The 17,438-nt window shown below is 43.7% G+C and carries 15 protein-coding genes and 1 rRNA gene; 10 read left to right on the forward strand and 6 right to left on the reverse strand.

Annotation, left to right across the window (positions count from 1 at the left end; genetic code table 11):
• Positions 1-6: 6 nt before the first annotated feature.
• The 4 genes from OKX56_RS11650 to OKX56_RS11665 form a co-directional block, all read right to left on the reverse strand.
• A complete protein-coding gene (locus tag OKX56_RS11650; protein ID WP_345787671.1) occupies positions 7-2,142 on the reverse strand; it encodes a YgiQ family radical SAM protein in 2,136 nt (711 codons plus the stop codon).
• A 265-nt stretch (positions 2,143-2,407) separates the two neighbouring features.
• Positions 2,408-3,205, reverse strand: coding sequence for a helix-turn-helix domain-containing protein (locus OKX56_RS11655; RefSeq protein WP_019226765.1), 798 nt, complete (start codon positions 3,203-3,205; stop codon positions 2,408-2,410).
• Between the two features lie 32 nt (positions 3,206-3,237).
• Complete coding sequence (gene mnmH, locus OKX56_RS11660; protein WP_019226766.1) at positions 3,238-4,281, reverse strand: tRNA 2-selenouridine(34) synthase MnmH; 1,044 nt, start codon at positions 4,279-4,281, stop codon at positions 3,238-3,240.
• An 87-nt stretch (positions 4,282-4,368) separates the two neighbouring features.
• The gene (locus tag OKX56_RS11665; RefSeq protein ID WP_051408095.1) at positions 4,369-6,786 is read right to left on the reverse strand and encodes a DNA translocase FtsK; all 2,418 of its coding nucleotides are present in this window, start codon (positions 6,784-6,786) and stop codon (positions 4,369-4,371) included.
• 346 nt (positions 6,787-7,132) lie between these two features.
• On the opposite strand from OKX56_RS11665, the gene OKX56_RS11670 reads away from it, so the two are divergent.
• From OKX56_RS11670 to OKX56_RS11715, 10 genes are all read left to right on the forward strand, one after another.
• Positions 7,133-7,318 (forward strand): Flp family type IVb pilin, encoded by a 186-nt coding sequence (locus OKX56_RS11670; RefSeq protein WP_019226767.1) that lies wholly within the window; start codon positions 7,133-7,135, stop codon positions 7,316-7,318.
• Positions 7,319-7,506: 188 nt separating this feature from the next.
• A complete protein-coding gene (locus tag OKX56_RS11675) occupies positions 7,507-7,902 on the forward strand; it encodes a TadE/TadG family type IV pilus assembly protein (RefSeq protein WP_019226768.1) in 396 nt (131 codons plus the stop codon).
• An 11-nt stretch (positions 7,903-7,913) separates the two neighbouring features.
• The gene (locus OKX56_RS11680) at positions 7,914-8,858 is read left to right on the forward strand and encodes a pilus assembly protein TadG-related protein (RefSeq protein ID WP_019226769.1); all 945 of its coding nucleotides are present in this window, start codon (positions 7,914-7,916) and stop codon (positions 8,856-8,858) included.
• Between the two features lie 10 nt (positions 8,859-8,868).
• Positions 8,869-9,615, forward strand: a complete 747-nt coding sequence (cpaB, locus tag OKX56_RS11685) for a Flp pilus assembly protein CpaB (protein WP_019226770.1) — start codon at positions 8,869-8,871, stop codon at positions 9,613-9,615.
• A 16-nt stretch (positions 9,616-9,631) separates the two neighbouring features.
• Positions 9,632-10,852 carry a CpaE/TadZ family protein gene (locus OKX56_RS11690; protein ID WP_019226771.1) on the forward strand — a complete coding sequence of 407 codons (1,221 nt, stop codon included), beginning with the start codon at positions 9,632-9,634 and terminating at the stop codon, positions 10,850-10,852.
• 4 nt (positions 10,853-10,856) lie between these two features.
• The gene (locus OKX56_RS11695; RefSeq protein ID WP_019226772.1) at positions 10,857-12,227 is read left to right on the forward strand and encodes a TadA family conjugal transfer-associated ATPase; all 1,371 of its coding nucleotides are present in this window, start codon (positions 10,857-10,859) and stop codon (positions 12,225-12,227) included.
• 31 nt (positions 12,228-12,258) lie between these two features.
• Positions 12,259-13,206 carry a type II secretion system F family protein gene (locus tag OKX56_RS11700; RefSeq protein ID WP_025205431.1) on the forward strand — a complete coding sequence of 316 codons (948 nt, stop codon included), beginning with the start codon at positions 12,259-12,261 and terminating at the stop codon, positions 13,204-13,206.
• Between the two features lie 11 nt (positions 13,207-13,217).
• Entirely contained in the window at positions 13,218-14,159 is a 942-nt protein-coding gene (locus tag OKX56_RS11705; protein WP_019226773.1) for a type II secretion system F family protein, read from the forward strand.
• Between the two features lie 74 nt (positions 14,160-14,233).
• Positions 14,234-14,584 carry a DUF192 domain-containing protein gene (locus tag OKX56_RS11710; protein ID WP_019226774.1) on the forward strand — a complete coding sequence of 117 codons (351 nt, stop codon included), beginning with the start codon at positions 14,234-14,236 and terminating at the stop codon, positions 14,582-14,584.
• A 277-nt stretch (positions 14,585-14,861) separates the two neighbouring features.
• Positions 14,862-15,626, forward strand: a complete 765-nt coding sequence (locus OKX56_RS11715) for a hypothetical protein (protein ID WP_019226775.1) — start codon at positions 14,862-14,864, stop codon at positions 15,624-15,626.
• A 115-nt stretch (positions 15,627-15,741) separates the two neighbouring features.
• On the opposite strand, the gene OKX56_RS11720 is transcribed toward OKX56_RS11715, so the two are convergent.
• Positions 15,742-17,031, reverse strand: a complete 1,290-nt coding sequence (locus OKX56_RS11720) for a methyl-accepting chemotaxis protein (protein WP_019226776.1) — start codon at positions 17,029-17,031, stop codon at positions 15,742-15,744.
• Between the two features lie 325 nt (positions 17,032-17,356).
• Positions 17,357-17,438: ribosomal RNA gene (rrf, locus tag OKX56_RS11725) — 5S ribosomal RNA — on the reverse strand; the annotation flags it as partial.

Raw genomic sequence — 17,438 nt, forward strand, 5'->3', positions numbered from 1 at the left:
CTGCTGTCAAAACGAATGCTTTCTCTTTACCTTCCCTGATGGCTTCCCCGGAGACATCCTTTTGACTTTCCCTGTCACCTTGCCTGACGCCTCTGTGCGACTTCCCTGGTGCTTTTCTTTTTGATTTTCTTTGAGATTTCTTTTCTTATTCCCCAGGCTTCTTTGTTGTCTTTCTTTTTCCATCTTTTCGTTTTTTACGGTTCGCCGAGATTTTCTGCTGTCCTCTGTAATCTTTTTTTTATGTTCCTTATTTATTCGTGCCTTAGATAAAAGGTCTTTATTTACTTGCTCTTTATTGAGCTTGCCTTTAACAATATTTTTCTGTTTATTTTGGTTATAACCGGAATCTTGTTCCTTGTTCTGATCGGAATAGGCGGTTTTGCCTTTGGGCCTGATCAGACATTTGGGACCGAACCCTATCAAATCCGTCCTATCTGCTTCAACAAGGGCAGCGTGGACCAGTGCATATTTTTTTGGTTCTCTGAATTGCAGCAACGCTCTCTGCATTGCTTTTTCCGTTTTGCTTTTTGGAACATAAACCTTCTGCATAGTCAGCGGATCGAGCCCTGTATAAAACATTGCCGTAGACAGCGTTCCCGGAGTCGGATAAAAGTCCTGGACCTGTTCCGGCTGATAATGAATGTCCCGCAAGTATTCGGCCAGTTCAACGGCTGCTTCCAGCGTACTCCCTGGGTGGCTGGACATAAAGTAAGGAACAATAAACTGCTTCTTGCCAAGACGCTCGTTAATTTTAAAGAATTTTTCCCTAAACTGTTCAAAGGTTTTCCCGGCCGGTTTACGCATATCGTGCAGGACCTTAGGTGAGATATGCTCCGGAGCTACCTTTAGTTGACCGCTGACATGGTGTTCGAGCAATTCTTTAAGAAAATGCTCGCTTTTATCCGCCATGATATAGTCATAGCGAATCCCCGAGCGCACAAATACTTTCTTGACTTTAGGCAGTTTTCTGAGTTTCCGTAAAATCCCGAGGTATTCCTGATGGTCGATATGCAGGCTTTTGCATGGCGAGGGATGCAGGCATTGTTTTTCCTTACATGCGCCAGTTTTCAATTGCTTAAGACAGGCTGGCTGACGAAAGTTTGCTGTCGGTCCGCCAACGTCATGAATATATCCTTTGAAGTCTTCCAAATTGGTGATTCCCACAGCTTCGTGTAAGATCGATTCCTCGCTCCTGCTCTGAACGATTCTGCCCTGATGAAAGGTCAGCGAGCAGAAAGCACAGCTTCCAAAACATCCCCGGGAGCTGACAATACTGAATTTAACTTCCTCCAGCGCGGGTATTCCCCCGTCTCTATCATACATTGGATGTGCGTTTTTTAGATAGGAAAGACCATAGACTTTATCCAGCTCCGCCTGAGACAAAGGCATCTCCGGTTTATTCTGCACCAGATATTTTATGCCGTGCTGCTGGACGATGGTTTTCCCTCTGACCGGGTCCTGCTCCTGATATTGGATCTTGAAAGCTTCCGCATACTTTGTTTTGTCTTCTGCCGTCTTTTTGAAGGAAGGTATCTCAATATAGCCGTTGCTTACCTCTTCCAGAGAATCCGCCATATAGCAGGTTCCGGGGATATGGCGGATATATTTCACTTCCAAACCGTCATTCAGATACGCGGCAATCTCCACAATCTGCTTTTCCGCCATGCCATAGACCAACAAGTCCGCACTGCTGTCAATCAGAATTGATTTTCTGACGGTATCGCTCCAATAGTCATAATGGGCAAATCTCCGCAAACTGGCTTCTACACCGCCAATGATGATCGGAACGTTCTTATAGGCTTCCCGGATTTTATTGCAATAGACAATCGTCGCCCGGTCCGGCCGTAAACCCATTTTGCAGCCGGGTGAATAGGAGTCTTTTTCGCGTATTTTTTTATTGACTGAATAATGATTGACCATAGAATCCATATTGCCTGCTGACACCAAAAATCCGAGCCGGGGACGCCCAAGTCTCTGAAAATCTTCTGTCTTTTTCCAGTCCGGCTGAGGAATAATTCCAACCTTGTATCCTGCGTCTTCAAGGACCCTGGAAATGATAGCCGGACCGAAACTGGGATGATCGACATAGGCATCCCCGCTGACCAGGGCGAAGTCCACCTGGTCCCATCCCCGGCATTCCATATCTTCTCTGTTCACTGGCAGATAATTTACAGGCACTTGATTTTGCTCCTAACTATATCAGCATTAGCTTACTGCCATGCAGTTATCTAATATCAAACTGATTATTCAAATATTCTTTTGTCCTTCATTTAATCTATTGGATTCTAATCTTTGCAGCCGTATTTATTCTAAATCGATTTGACGTGATTCGCAAACATAGGAAGAGGGTATCCTGGTCTTCCGGTATACCCTCTTAACAATCTTATCTTATCAGCTTGGTGTAAAACTAACTTCCTGCAAGCTCTTTCACTTTATTCTCATCAATGATGTAGCTTCGAAGGACATCACCGGTCTTCCCGAGCGGCGGGACGTTATGTCCGTTCACTTTGAGTGACAGTCCGCCGGCGTTGCCGATCGATACAAATTCAATTTGCTTGTCAGCCTGCAGCGTTTGTATTGTTCCTGAAGGGATCGTCCCGCTCAAAGCCTGCTTGCCGTCCACATTGACCACGACCCAGCAATCAGCAGTAAACGTAAGCTCGGCGACAATGCCCTCATATTGTTCAGGCTGCTGAGACGGCTGCCCGGCATTTTGTTCCTGCCCGGCAGTATTCGTATTCTGCCCCGTACCGGAATCGGCAGTATTTTGATCGCTCGCCTTCGGTGCAGCCGGCAAAGGGGTGGGTGTATAATGAAAAGTACCGGATTTGTTGCCCAAGTTTGACACAAAGATAATCCCGCCGACAATGATCACAGCCAGGATGGCCATTCCTGCAAGGACGACAGGTCTGAACCATACCTGATTGCTTGGAATCGGACTTAAGCGTGGCTCAATGTCAGGCTCAACTTCTTTGACCAAAGAAGCATTATAGCTATCTATAATCTCCTGCGGATTAATGCCAAGATGTTTAGCATACGTCCGTAAAAAGCCTCTGGTATAGGTGGTTCCGGGTAGCACGCCATAGTTCTCATTCTCCAGAGCTTCCAGATACCGCACTCTAATCTTAATGCTGTCTTCAACCTCCTGATAACTTAAACCTTTTTCTTCTCTGGCCTTCTTAAGAACGGCCCCTTCACCAGCCATTTCTACACCACCCTATTAATATTTAATTTAAATCAATTACCATAAGCAAACCGGTCATTCAAAAATTGTTTCAGTATTTCCAGTGATAATAACATAGATTCCTGAGAAATACATAAGGCATAGTCTTCAGATTCCTGATTGGGATAACCATACAGCTGGTCATAGTATTCCATAATAAGATACCGGGCAAAGTCTTCGTAAGCCTGTTTCTGCAGAGAATCATAAAGCTGATCAATCTTCTTTCGTCCCAGTCTTTTCGTCAGTCTGTCCAGAGCCGTTTTAAGTTCTTCAGTTATTCCCGGGTTATCCGTATACTCGAGCATCAACCGTTTGGCTCTGTTGTCCAGCGAATCATAAACAAGAACGGAAGTTCCCTGCTGCATGGCCTTAAAAACTGCGTCAGGGAGTGTGATTTTGCCGATGCGCCGGCTTTCGCATTCCATCACCAAATACAGATCTTGATTATAGCGATGAATTTCCTCGTAAAGCAAAGATTCAAACGTTTTTTGAGTAGGCTGAGCACCAAGACCAATGCAGCCAAAAACTGAACCGCGATTATTGGATAGCCCCTCAAGATCAATGACCGGATAACCCTCTCCCTTGAGTTTTTTCAGCAACTCTGTTTTTCCGGTTCCGGTATTCCCTTTCAGGACGACAACCTGATGATGAAATCCAGTCTCAAAAAAGGAAACAATCGAATGCCTATAGGCCTTGTATCCGCCAATCAGCCGAAATACCGGCAACCCCATCAGGTCGAGTACTGCAGCCAAAGACTTGCTTCTCATTCCTCCGCGCCAGCAAAAGAGCAGAATCGGTCTTTTCCCGGCAGCTTCTTCAACTTGCTTATATAAATCCGGCAGTTTTCGGCTGACAATCTCTAATCCGATATCTCTGGCTTTTTGGGGAGACTCTTTGGTATATATCGTTCCAATGACGGCTCTCTCTTCATTATTGAAGATTGGTATGTTTACCGCTCCGGGAATCGTTCCTTCCTCAAATTCGTTTTTTGACCTCACATCTATATATAATGCATCTGATAGCTCAGAACATTCATCGATGGAAATTTCACGCAGCATAATCTTCCCCAATCTTTTTTATTCTACAGTATTTTAACTAATCCTTCCTGAAATTAACCAAAAAGCGCAAATATTTGGTAATCATGGCTAAGAATTTAAGTTTTTCCCGAATTTTTGTTCAAATTGGCCTTTGGTCATCAAAACTTCCCTGGGTTTCGAGCCTTCATGCTGGCCGACGACCCCTTTTTCCTCAAGCATATCAACGATTCTAGCCGCCCTGGAATAGCCAATCTTTAGTCTGCGCTGAAGCAAGGACACGGATGCCGTATTGCTCTCCATAAAGATATTTGCAGCCTTGTAGAAAAGTTCATCTTCCGGCTCCTCAGAATTTCCGGAACTCAAGCTCACCTCCGGAATTTCAAAATACTCCGGCTTGGCCTGTTCCAGCAGATAATCCACAATATTTTTGACTTCCTTGTCTGACAGGAAACAACCCTGGACCCGAATCGGCTTGCTGATCCCGATTGGATGATAGAGCATGTCCCCGCGGCCGAGCAGTTTTTCTGCACCGCCCATATCCAAAATAGTTCTGGAATCGATCTGGGAAGAAACCGCAAAAGCGATTCTGGAAGGAATATTGGCTTTGATCAGACCGGTGATGACATCAACCGAGGGTCTCTGCGTCGCAACAATCAGATGAATACCTGCTGCCCTGGCCATCTGGGCCAGCCGGCAGATAGACTCTTCAACCTCTCCCGGAGCAACCATCATCAAATCGGCTAACTCGTCGATGATGACGACAACATACGGCAGCGGCTTCGATTCAGTATCCTTTTTTTCACTAACCAGGAAATTATATCTGACGATATCGCGAACTCCGGAAGCTGCAAAAAGTTCATATCTTGTCTCCATTTCGGTAACAATCCACTTCAAAGCTCCGGCGGCTCTCTGTGGCTCTGTTACCACAGGAGAGATCAGATGCGGAATTCCATTGTAATTGGCCAGTTCAACAACTTTGGGATCAATCAGCAACAGTTTTACTTCATCCGGTTTTGCTTTATAAACGATACTTCCGATAATCGTATTGATGCAAACCGATTTTCCTGCTCCGGTCGCTCCGGCAATCAGTAGGTGTGGCATTCTCGTCAGATCGCCGATAATTGGCGTGCCAGTGATATCTTTGCCGAGCGCCAAACTAAGCTTGCTTGGTGAGTCCTGAAAATCTTCCGTTTCCAGCACTTCCCGGAAATGAACAATGGCAATCTCCTTATTCGGGACCTCTATCCCAACTGCAGACTTTCCCGGGATCGGCGCTTCCATCCGCACATCGGAGGCTGCCAGGCTCAGTGCAATATCATCTGAGAGGCTGGTAATTTTACTGACTTTGACACCAGGTGCAGGCTGAACCTCATAGCGGGTAATCGTCGGCCCCTGTGTGACTCTTGTGACTTTGACCCTGACCCCGAAACTGGCCAGCGTATCTTCCAGCAGACGGACATTATCGGCAATGTCCTTGCCGCTTTTTTGGCCTTTTTTCATTGATTTATGGACAAGATTCAAAGGTGGCAGCCTGTAATGTTCGTTCTTCTCGGTCTGTCTGGAAATAGGCGTCCCGGTAAGCTTGCCCGGCGGTGCCGCTGCAGTCTCCATGCCTCCTGCTGAATCCCCTAAATTTCCAGTCCTTCTTTCGGCTGAATCGTCCATCCTTGTGTTAATCAGGTAATGATCCGTTTCCGACTGCGGAACCTGCTTGTTTTTTTTATTCCGTTCTTCTCCTCGATTCCGTTCTTCCCCAAAAATTTCGATCACCGGGCTACTCTGCTTTGAATCGAAATAATCACCCGGGGTTGGGGACTTTACAGGCTCACCTTTCTTTGCTGCGGCAAACATGCTGTTCCGGTCATCCTCTTTGCGCTTCTGTCTTTCTTGGCGTCCGTCCGCCAGTACTTGCAGAAAATCCCTGATGTGACGATCGACCATCTGTGCGAAACTTGCTGTGAGGGACAACAGGTCTTTGATCGTCCCGACCAGAGAGCGGTTCATTACCAGGATGGCGCCGATCAAGGCCAGCACTGCCAGAATCACATAACCACCTGTCACGCCGACCAGCATGACCAGCATGATACTGATCACCGCGCCAAGAAGGCCACCTCCTAATCCTGCTTTGCCAAGCTCAAGCAGCCCTGCAGTATCATACGCAGCAGATGACCCGAGATGCAGGAATCCTTCCGCTACGAGCCATAATAAAACCGCACCGATTATCCTGGATTTCATACTTCTCCGGTTGTTGCTCATCAGGCTGATCCCGATAACTCCGAGGATGATAAAAATCCCGACACTGCCATCGCCTGCCGCAATCCTGAGTGCTTTAATCATCAGCGTGACAATAGCACCCTTACTGTTGGAATAGAGCATGACGAATCCCAGACAGGCCAAGCCCATCACCAGGATTCCAATAATCTCATTTCGAATCGTATCATGAACGGACTGTCTTTTTTTACGTGACCCCCGTCGGTTCTTTTTTGTCGTCTTCGTCGCCAACGTTCCAAACCCCCAGCTTTTCATTACAACAGTAATATTTCCACAATTCTAAGCTAATTCCTTTAATTATTCAACATATAAGGCCTTTGAATAATTCCTTGTTGAGTCCTCGATATCATTTTTACCTATATATGATGGTTATATGATGGTATATATAATGTAAAGTATTTATCACCCAAAAACAAGAAATTCTCAGGACAATCAACCCTTATTTGATAAGATTCTTAAAAAGCACAGGATATTAATAAGTCTTTAGTCCTATCACATCGTGACTTACGGTGAATTGTTTCAATTGTCAAACTGTTGTAAATTTGTAATACAAACCAGAACACTAAAAAACGAAAATATATTATTAAAGGGAGAGATTATCATGATGTTATACCTTGTTCAATTCCTTCAAAGATTCCAGAAAGATGAAAAGGGTCAGGCACTTACAGAGTACGGTCTTATTATCGCTTTAATTGCAATTGTTGTAATTGGCGCGGTCACCGTTATCGGTACAAACTTGGATAGTATTTTGGATTCAATTGGCACTGCTCTCAAACCAGCATCATAATCTTTTGGGTTCTCAGAGAAAGCTCTACTGTCAGAGAACAGTAGGGCTTTCTTAAACTAAGAAAGGTTACCTCTCTTATCAGGTATTCAAACAGTCTTTGAATTGTTAATTTTCCCATATCTGCTCAGTGATATTTGGGTTGATGGGGCGAACGTTTATTAGAATCTGCATTGGGAGGGTATTGAAAAATGCTAAAAAAATTAATAAAATCCTCCAATGGCCAGTCTCTTGTCGAATTTGCGCTGGTCCTGCCCATCTTTCTGCTCCTTGTCTTTGGCGTGGTTGAGTTTGGGCGGCTCGGCTATTCCTACGTGACTCTCAATAACGCTGTCCGAAGCGGTGCCCGGACAGCCAGCTTAAGCGGATTGGATAGCGCTATCCAGGCTTCAGTGGCTGATTCCGCCCCCTTGTTAGACCGCAACCTGCTGACCATTCAGATCACCCCAATTGAGTCCAGCAGACATTCCGGCTCAAATGTTACGGTATCTGCCTCTTATCCTGTATCTCTTACGACTCCGGTATTAAATCATATTCTTCCGGATCCGGTTGTGATCCATGCGAGCCTGTCCATGCGCATTGAATAGGAGTATTTGCTATGAAGAATCATCCCTTCAAAAATGAAAAAGGCAGTATTGCCGTTCTTACGGCAGTACTTTTAGTTGTTCTTCTGGGCTTTGGTGCCCTATGTACAGATATGGCCGTTCTCTATGTGGAAAAAGCAAGGTTACAGAATGCGGTAGATGCAGCAGCGTTAGCAGGCGCTCAAAAATTACCGGATAGTCCGCAGGACGCTTATCTAACTGCTGCAGAATATGCTGCCAATAATGATGTCTCCCTTCCCTCAATTTCGATATCCAATCATAACCGGGAAATTGAGGTATCTGCTTCTGAAGAACATTCCATGTTTTTGGCCAAAGCACTGGGTATTACCAAAGGAAAAGTCAGTGCACGTTCCAAGGCAGGTGTTTACCCTGTCCGCAGTATCGCCGGAGCCGCTCCTTTAAGTGTTACGATACAGGACTTTGTCTATGGCCAGGAATATACACTGAAAAATGCCCCTCCGGAAGGTGAAACCGGCTGGTATGGTCCTGTCAGGTTGGATGGATCAGGTGCCAGCACCTACGAAGATGCACTCGCCTACGGAAATAATACCCCGCTATCTGTCGGCCAGACCCTGCAGATAGAAACCGGTAATATGAGCGGTCCGACACGAAAAGGTCTTGATACCCGGCTTGCTTCCGATACGCGTGTCCCTGGGAATACTTTTACTGATCATGACAGCAATGCTCCCGAGATTGTCTTTATCCCTATCGTAGAAGTCCTCACTCGATCAGGTGAATCCATCCAGGAAGTCAAGATTCTTGGATTTGCAGCCTTTTTTATTGAAAATGTGACCCGAAATGGCAATGACTGTTTTATCACGGGGCGTTTTTTAAAGACCTGTTCCACACTCGGCAAAGAAACAAGTTCAATTATTGATGACGGAAATAACCCCGTACAGGATTACGGTTTATATTCTATAAAACTGCTAATGAATTGAGGGATGACTAGTGAAAAGAAAATTCTATGTTTTTATGGCGATTATCTCAGGACTGATTTTTAGCTTGGCTGTCTTTTTCTACCTAAACTATGGTTCGGGAGCATCAAGCCAAGACTTAAAACCACTGGTTGTTGCAGCAGCGGATATTTCCTCCCGAAGTATCCTAAAGGCTGATCAGCTCCAAATCAAACAAGTTCCGCTTTCAGCCTATCCTCAGGGGGGGGCCTCTACCGTGAAAGAATTGACAGGCCGGGTACTCCTGGTTGACGTCAGTCAGGGTGATGTACTGCTGAGTCCTATGCTTGGAGATCCGTACCAAACCGGCAGCAGTTCAGGTGCCTCAGCCGACAGCTTTTCACTGACTGTTCCTTCAGGTAAAAGAGCCGTTGCTATTCCTGTCGATCTGGTGGGCAGTGTCAGCTATAAGGTAAAGCCCGGTGACCATGTGGATATCCTGATTACCATGGATATTAAGGATAGCCAGGGAAATCAAAGAACAATTACTTCTTTAGCTGCCCAGGATGTTTTGGTCTTAAACACGGGTGATACCATTCTCAAAGAAGGAGAAACTGCCGAAAATCCTGGCTCTTATGTCCTTGCTATGAGTGTTTCCCAGTCTATGGCCGTAACACTGGGCAGTGAAAAAGGTTCCATCCGCTTACTGCTGAGAAACCCCGCCAATAAAGAAACTTACACCGAAGCACCCATTGATCCTAATGTCTATACAAACGCCGATTATTTCAGTCATTATAAATAAAAAGGAGGTATAGCGCATGCAAGGTATACGGATTCTCATTGTTGATGATATCAGAAATACCCGCGAAAACATTCGCCGGATCCTTGCTCTTGATTCCGGCTTTGAAGTCATCGGCGAAGCAGGCTGCGGTTCTGAAGCAATCCGTCTGGCAGAATTGTTGAAACCGGAAATTATTTTAATGGATATCAGCATGCCCGACATTGACGGGATAAAAACAACAGAACTGCTTTCTTTCCGCATTCCAAATACCTCCATTATTATGATGTCCGTTGAAAACGACCCCGACCATATGACCAAAGCCATGATGGCCGGAGCCAAATCTTATATCGTCAAACCGTTTACCGGCAAAGAACTTACCAGTACAATCCTGAACGTGTATCACAAGGAAAGCCGCAAAAGAGAAATGATCAATTCCCCTCTGTCCCCCGATTCCGCTGTAAAAACATCCGACACTGCAGCAAAAGTAATCAGTATTTTCAGCGCCAAGGGAGGGGTAGGCAAAACGACGACCGCTGTGAACCTCGGTGTTGAATTGGCGAAGTCATCCAAAGTCCTTTTATTAGACTTGAGCCTGCAATTTGGGGACATCGCCTCCTTCTTAAATCTTGTTCCGAAAAGAACCATTACCGATCTGGTCCAGGCCGGTTCGATCAAAGAAGAAGATATCCGGCTTCATACCCTTAGCCATTCTTCCGGACTGGAAATCCTGGCGGCTACGAATCGCCCTGAATATGCAGAAAAAGTAACCACAGAACATATTGAGCAAATCCTGGAAGAAATTAAACCCCATTATGATTTTGTAATTCTTGACAATACCAGCCGTTTTGATGATATCAGCCTTGCCGGCTTAGAGGCCGCAGACGAGATCTGGGTTGTGGCCGGCATGGACATTCCGTCAATCAAAAATACCAAGCTGGCGCTGGAAATCATGCACACGCTTGAGTATTCCCCAAAAATCAAGTTAATTCTAAATAAATTTGAAAAGAAAATCGGTATCAGCATGAAGGATATTGAAAGCAGTCTCGGCCTCAATGTAACCTATCTTATTCCTTATGAAGAGCAGCTCACATCTGTGCTTAATAAAGGTGTACCGTTTGTTGAGGCTTTAGCCCGTTCGGCTCCCGCTCTGGAAATTAAAAAAATGGTGAGTACGCTAGGTGTTAATTCGGAAATTACTAAAAAAGGTCAGGACAGCAAAGAAACCAGCCGTCTTTCCTTTTTAAGATTTGGAGGTTGATCGCATGTCGCTCCTTAGCCGTTTAGAACAGGAAAGAGGTAAAGAACGCGAAAGAACCGGATCAGAGAAACAAAGCCTGATTGAAATCAGACAAGCCTTTACCTCTTCTCCTTCCTCTCAGCCCGTTGATCCCTGGAGGGAGCTCAAAAGCATTATCCATAAGGAAACCATCAAAAATATTCAACTCAATGATGTTGATCCTCAAGAAGTCGAGCCGATCGTTCAAAAAGTCATAGACCAGTATGTTGAAGCCAACGGTGCCCTTCTGCCCCGGAATGAAAGGCAAAGAATCGTTCAGGAAGTGGTAGATGAGATCCTTGGTTTTGGCCCCATTTCCCCGCTATTAAATGACGACAGTATTTCAGAGATTATGGTCAACGGACCAAGTCAGGTCTACGTAGAACGTCATGGGATTGTCGAACTATCCAATGTAACTTTTAATGATGACCAGCATGTTCAGCATATTATTGAAAAAATTGTCGCGCCGATTGGCCGAAGAATTGATGAAAGTCAGCCAATGGTAGATGCCCGTCTGCCGGATGGTTCCAGGGTAAATGCAATTATCCCGCCTTTGGCGCTTAAAGGGCCCACCATCACGATCCGAAAATTTTCACGTGACCCCTATCGTGTCGAAGATCTGATTAATTTTGGCACAATGACCAGAGATATGGCACTTGTCTTGGAAGCCTGCGTCAAGGCCAGACTGAATATTGTCGTTTCCGGCGGTACCGGGTCAGGTAAGACCACAACCTTAAACGTCCTATCTTCCTTTATTCCGGACCACGAGCGGATCATTACCATTGAAGATGCTGCTGAACTGCAGCTTGATCAAAGCCACTTGGTAACGCTTGAAACCCGGCCGCCAAACATAGAAGGAAAAGGTGCCATCACCATTCGTGACTTGGTCAGAAACACGCTGCGTATGAGGCCTGACCGGATCATCGTCGGTGAAGTCCGCGGCGGAGAAGCCTTGGATATGTTGCAGGCCATGAATACTGGACACGATGGTTCCCTGACCACAGGTCATGCTAACACCCCGAGGGACATGCTCTCCCGTCTCGAAACCATGGTTTTAATGGCAGGCATGGATTTGCCGATCCGGGCCATCCGTGAGCAAATTTCCAGTGCGATTGACTTAGTTGTTCAGCAAAGCCGGCTCAGGGACGGCACCCGGAAAATTACTCATATCACTGAGGTCCTTGGTATGGAAGGAGACACCATTGTCACCCAGGATATCTACAAATTTGAACAAAAAGGTGTTGATTCCAATGTCCACGTCCTCGGTGGCTTTAAGGCTACCGGTGTCCGCCCCCGCTTTATGGATACGCTGGCTGCCACGGGCCAAATCCTGCCGGACAATATTTTTGTTAGTTGATTAGCCATCTATGGCCGTCGGAGGTATTTATATGACAAAGGTCATCGTCGTGGCCTCGATTATGGGATTTATCCTAATATACTCACTGATCATGGCCCTGAAACCAAAAAATGAAAGCGTTGAAGATAAAGTTAAGCGACTGGTGGCAGAAAAAGAAGATACCCCGGTTAAAGCCAAAAAGGCTGCTTCCTGGAAAGAGTATCTGACTTCCCTGTCCAAATATACACCTCGGAAATGGGGCAAACAACTTGATAAAGATCTTTACAGCGGTGACATTGGGTTAACTGGCAGAGAATTCATCGTAATGCAAATTTTCTTGTTCATTCTTACTTTCCTTATCGCCTTAATTCTCCTGCCTTTGAGTGCTGTTTTTATTGTTCTGCCACTGTTAAGTTTGATCTTTCCCAAGCTATATATCAGCAGTGCTAAAAATAAAAAAATAAAAAAATTCAATAACCAGCTGCCGGATATACTTCTGACCCTTGCTAATTCCTTAAAAGCCGGTTTTAGTTTATTTCAAGCCATGGAAATGGCAGCCCAAGAAATGCCAGATCCGCTCTCCTCCGAAATCAAAATCACCCTGAAAGAAATGGCCTATGGGGAATCTACCGAAAATGCTTTGTTAAATCTCTCGCAGCGGGTTGAAAGCAAAGACCTGGAATTAATGGTAACTGCCATCCTGATTCAACGGCAAATTGGTGGTAATCTAGCCGAAATTTTAATCAATATTCACGATACGATTCAGGAACGTTTACAGATTCAAGGCGAGATCAAAACACTTACTGCTCAAGGCAGATTGTCGGGATATATTATTGGTGCTTTGCCTATCTTAATTGGCCTGGTTATCACGATGATGCAGCCTTCATTTATGATGCCGCTGTTCCAGGATCCACTCGGAATTATGTTATTATGCTGTGGCGCTGTTCTGGAAATCATCGGTTTTATCGCCATCAGAAAGATTGTTAATATTAAATTCTAGGGGAGATTGTCATGGAGTCAATCTTGATTTTCAGTGGTTTTTGCCTTATTTTCTTCTTAGTTCTGGCGATTCTGTCCAGGAAACAGCCTTCTCTTTCCCAGAGCAGGATTATGCGTTCCCTTGGAAGATCTTCAGTGCCAACAGAAAATGAAGAAAATCAAAAAGAAAAATCCAAAAAAGACAAAAGCAAGCAAGATAAAAACAAGCAAGAAAAATCCGAGAGCAGTTTTTTTCGCAGATTAATTACTGTCTTCTCAAAGAATAACAAAGAAACGGACCAGAACGACCAGGAATTAATTGCAGCCGGATTAAAAGGGTGGTCGTCAGCTGAATGGAAAGCGCTTAGGTTCATCCTTGGCCTATGCTTTGCAATAGCAGCTGCTGCTTTAAGCTTTATATTAAGCTTTCCAATCCTAACAAAAATTGAATTTCCATTATTTTGTTTTGTTATTGGAAATATTGCTCCCAATTTCTGGCTTAAATCAAAGATCAAACAACGTAAAAGTGAGATTCTTCGTACGCTTCCTGACATCCTAGATCTCGTTATGGTCAGTGTCGAAGCCGGACTTGGCTTTGATGCAGCGATGATGAAAGTCGTAGAAAAACAAAAAGGCATTCTTGCTGAAGAGTTCAACCTGGTTCTGCAGGAAATCAAAATCGGCAAACCACGCCGGGAAGCTTTGAGAGACATGGCCAAAAAAAATGACGTAGAAGATTTAAGCAATGTAATTGCCTCATTGGTTCAAGCTGACCAGCTCGGTATCTCTATGGGAAATGTCCTCAGGAATCAGTCGGCACAAATCCGTCTGAGAAGAAAACAACGCATACAAGAAGCTGCGCAAAAAGCCCCCGTAAAGATGATGGTTCCACTTGTTTTCTTTGTTTTTCCAAGCCTTTTCATCGTGATACTTGGCCCGGCAATCATTAATATCATGGATATTTTGGGTAAATAATTTTTTGTCTGTGGACGAAGAATATTCAAAGAATAATCTAAGATTCTCTCTAAGAAAAACGAGGAAATCGACTAATGAAAGAGTTAACTGTTATCAACCAAAGAACACAAAAGAATCTTGGGACGGTTCTAGTGGCTGACACCTTTTTCACCAGACTGAGAGGTCTGCTGGGAACCAGGCAATTGGATGATTTTCATGGTATGTTGATTAATCCCTGCAACCAGGTCCACATGATCGGGATGCGCTATCCCCTCTCTGTCTGGTTTGTCAGCAAGGATCTGAAAATTGTCAAAATCATTGATGATCTCTCTCCGAAAAAGGTCTCCCCATGCATCAAGAATGCCGCTTTTGTGTTAGAGTTCCCACATAACTGGGCAGATTCCACTGGAAGCATGGAAGGTGACAAGCTTGAAATGCAGTTTTAATTCTCTCGTATTTCTCTCTTGTCTTATTGTCTTTAGGAATATATCGCTTTATCAAAAGAAATAAGTGTCTGCAAAAGTGTTATTAGTGTTATTAATGATAGCTCGTATTCAGAGCTTTTCCAGTTTCACTTGCCTTGCCGCAAAAGGACAGAGCAGCGTAATGCTCTGTCCTAACTATATGCAATTACAATTTATTCACTTGTTATTTCGCTCCAAAATCAATTTTACTATATAATAGAATTAATAAAAGCAATTCTTGGTACTAAAGGAGCTCTCAATGAAAAATACGATAATTTTAGCCTGCCTTTTCCTACTTTTATTATCTGGTTGTTCTAAAAACGCGCCGACAACAACTGCTCAACAGACTGATTCTTCAGCAGTGGCCAGTAGTTCCAGCTTATCTTCAAAAACTCAGCCATCAACGCCCAATAATGAAAACAGCCAGCAGCTGATATTATCAGCTAATCTCAAAGATATCTCAGCATCTGCAGACTTTCAGTACTTAAATTCTAAAAATCAAAGAAAAGTGAACATATCTGTTTCCAACTCTTCAGAGTATATATTCTCCGGAAAAGTGTATGTTACGTACCGGGACAGCGGCAACAAAATTCAAGGTACAGATACCCTTTTAATAAAAAGCTTATTACCGAGATCCAGTACCAGCTTGACATCATTGGCCATGGCCAATGCAAATCGTGCAGATTTTACGATTGACGGGGACTTTACAGTAAACTCTTCTGCAAAGCTTACTTACACTATCCTGTATACGCAGTCTGAAACGAACTCTCAGGTCTTATATATCCAGCCACCTTCTATTGATGAAAATGTTCTGACCGGTATTATTAGAGAACAGCGGGATCAGCTTTCAAACAGCAATCTTCGCAAGTTTAAAATCTTTTTCTACGATCCTTCGTATAAAGGACAGCAAGGTACTCAGCCTGCGGAAACCGACAGTGTCAAAGCCAAAGCGGATATCAGTTATATCGATGGTATTTCCGAACTTTACTTTATTGATTCCGGTAAAGTCGTACTTATACAATAGGACTTCTCGTTTTCTTCAAACAACAAGCTCACGATAATATAATCATAGGCGTACATGTACGCCTATGATTAGTTGGAACAGAGTATTTCTCTATAAATTTAGTAGAACCTACCAATTATTTGCGAAAGCGGGTAATTGCAGTTGTCAAAATTTCTGACTGTATTCTTAAATTATCTACAAGGGTTTCAACCTGATCGACGATTTCCGCTTGTTGCTTTGTAGCAATAGCAAGTTCCATTGCACTTTCTGAAGTTTTTTCTGCAATCTGGGCTACTTCGCGAGACTGATGTGCGCTTTTGTCAATGCCCTCCATTTGATGATCGACAAGTTTTGATATTTGTTCAACGCTACGTGCCACTTCAAGAATTGTTTTTGTCATTTTTTCTATTACTTCATTCGTCCTGGATCCTTTATGCGCTTCCATATCTGCATTTTGAACTTGTATTGTAATTTGATTCACAACATTTAACACTTCAGCCTGGATATTCTCAATAAGACTTGAAATTCCTTGAACGGCATTTGCGCTTTCATCGGCTAATTTTCGTACCTCTTCGGCAACGACCGCAAATCCTCTGCCATGTTGTCCTGCTCGAGCAGCTTCAATGGAAGCATTCAATGCAAGTAAATTTGTTTGTTCCCCAATGTCTCCTACTAACTGGATGATCTGACCAACTTTCTTAGCATTATCTTCGAGACTTTTAACAATTTCAAGTGATTGCTGGTTTCCTTTGGCTAGATTATTAATTCCCTCAACTAAAGAACGAATTACTTCTTTACTTTCTGTTAGTTCCATTAACATTTCTGCCGAGACTTTTTCAGAAGACTTGGCATAATTTTGTACTTCTTTGGCAATAAGAGTGACCTTTTCAACTGATTCTGCAGTTGATTGAATCGCAATCGAGGAAGTTTCTGCACCTGCAGATATTTCTGTGATGGTATGTACAATAGAGTCGGCTTGGTGAGAAGCAGCCGATGACGCTTTTAAAATTTCAAACATATTCTCATTGGTCTTCGCACAATTTGTTTCAATACTCTGGACAATTTCCCTAAGATTATAAAGCATATTGTTAAAAGCTATTCCTAATGAACGAATCTCATCATCAGTGTTTGATACTTCAACATCACAACCGATATCCCCTTCAGATGCCTGATTTGCAGCTTTTTCTAACTTCTGCAAAGGTTTAATGATAAAACTTGCCATAAAGAAGGAAAGTAAACCCGACCAGAAAACCCCTAGTACTAAAGTCGCAATCGTAAATATAACCTCATTAATATTCGGAACAAAATTGGGTTGAACAAAATAGATAAAAAATGCACTTGTAGAATAAGTAACAATTGCCAGAATAATAACAAATAAGGAAATCTTCTTTCTAATGCTAAATTGATGGTTCTTTGATTTTTTCATTAATCTGCGCTCCTCTTAAGCAAAAATCTTTGTCGCCAAAACTAGAAAATCTTGCTGCGTTTATTGTTATTTCGCAACAATCTCAATGAGCAGGCGATAGTTATATTTTCTATCAATTACATTATAATGTAAATATTACTTTTTTTGAAGTAATGTTTTGAATTAATTATGAAGAGACTACATCCTACGATGTAGTCTCTAGTTTACCGTCGCAACGTCTTATCTTCTTGCAGTATCGTGCCCCAGAAGGATACTCAAACTTCCTAATTGAACACCCTTTGCAAATAAGAAACAGAGCACCAAAATAGATGCTCTGTTCTTAATTACCTGGCAACGTGCTATTTTCCCTTGCAGTATCGTCGCCCCAGGAGGTCTTAACTTCCGTGTTCGGGATGGGAACGGGTGGT

The sequence above is a fragment of the Dehalobacter sp. genome (genome assembly GCF_030063005.1).
GTDB classification, from domain to species: Bacteria; Bacillota; Desulfitobacteriia; order Desulfitobacteriales; family Syntrophobotulaceae; genus Dehalobacter; species Dehalobacter restrictus.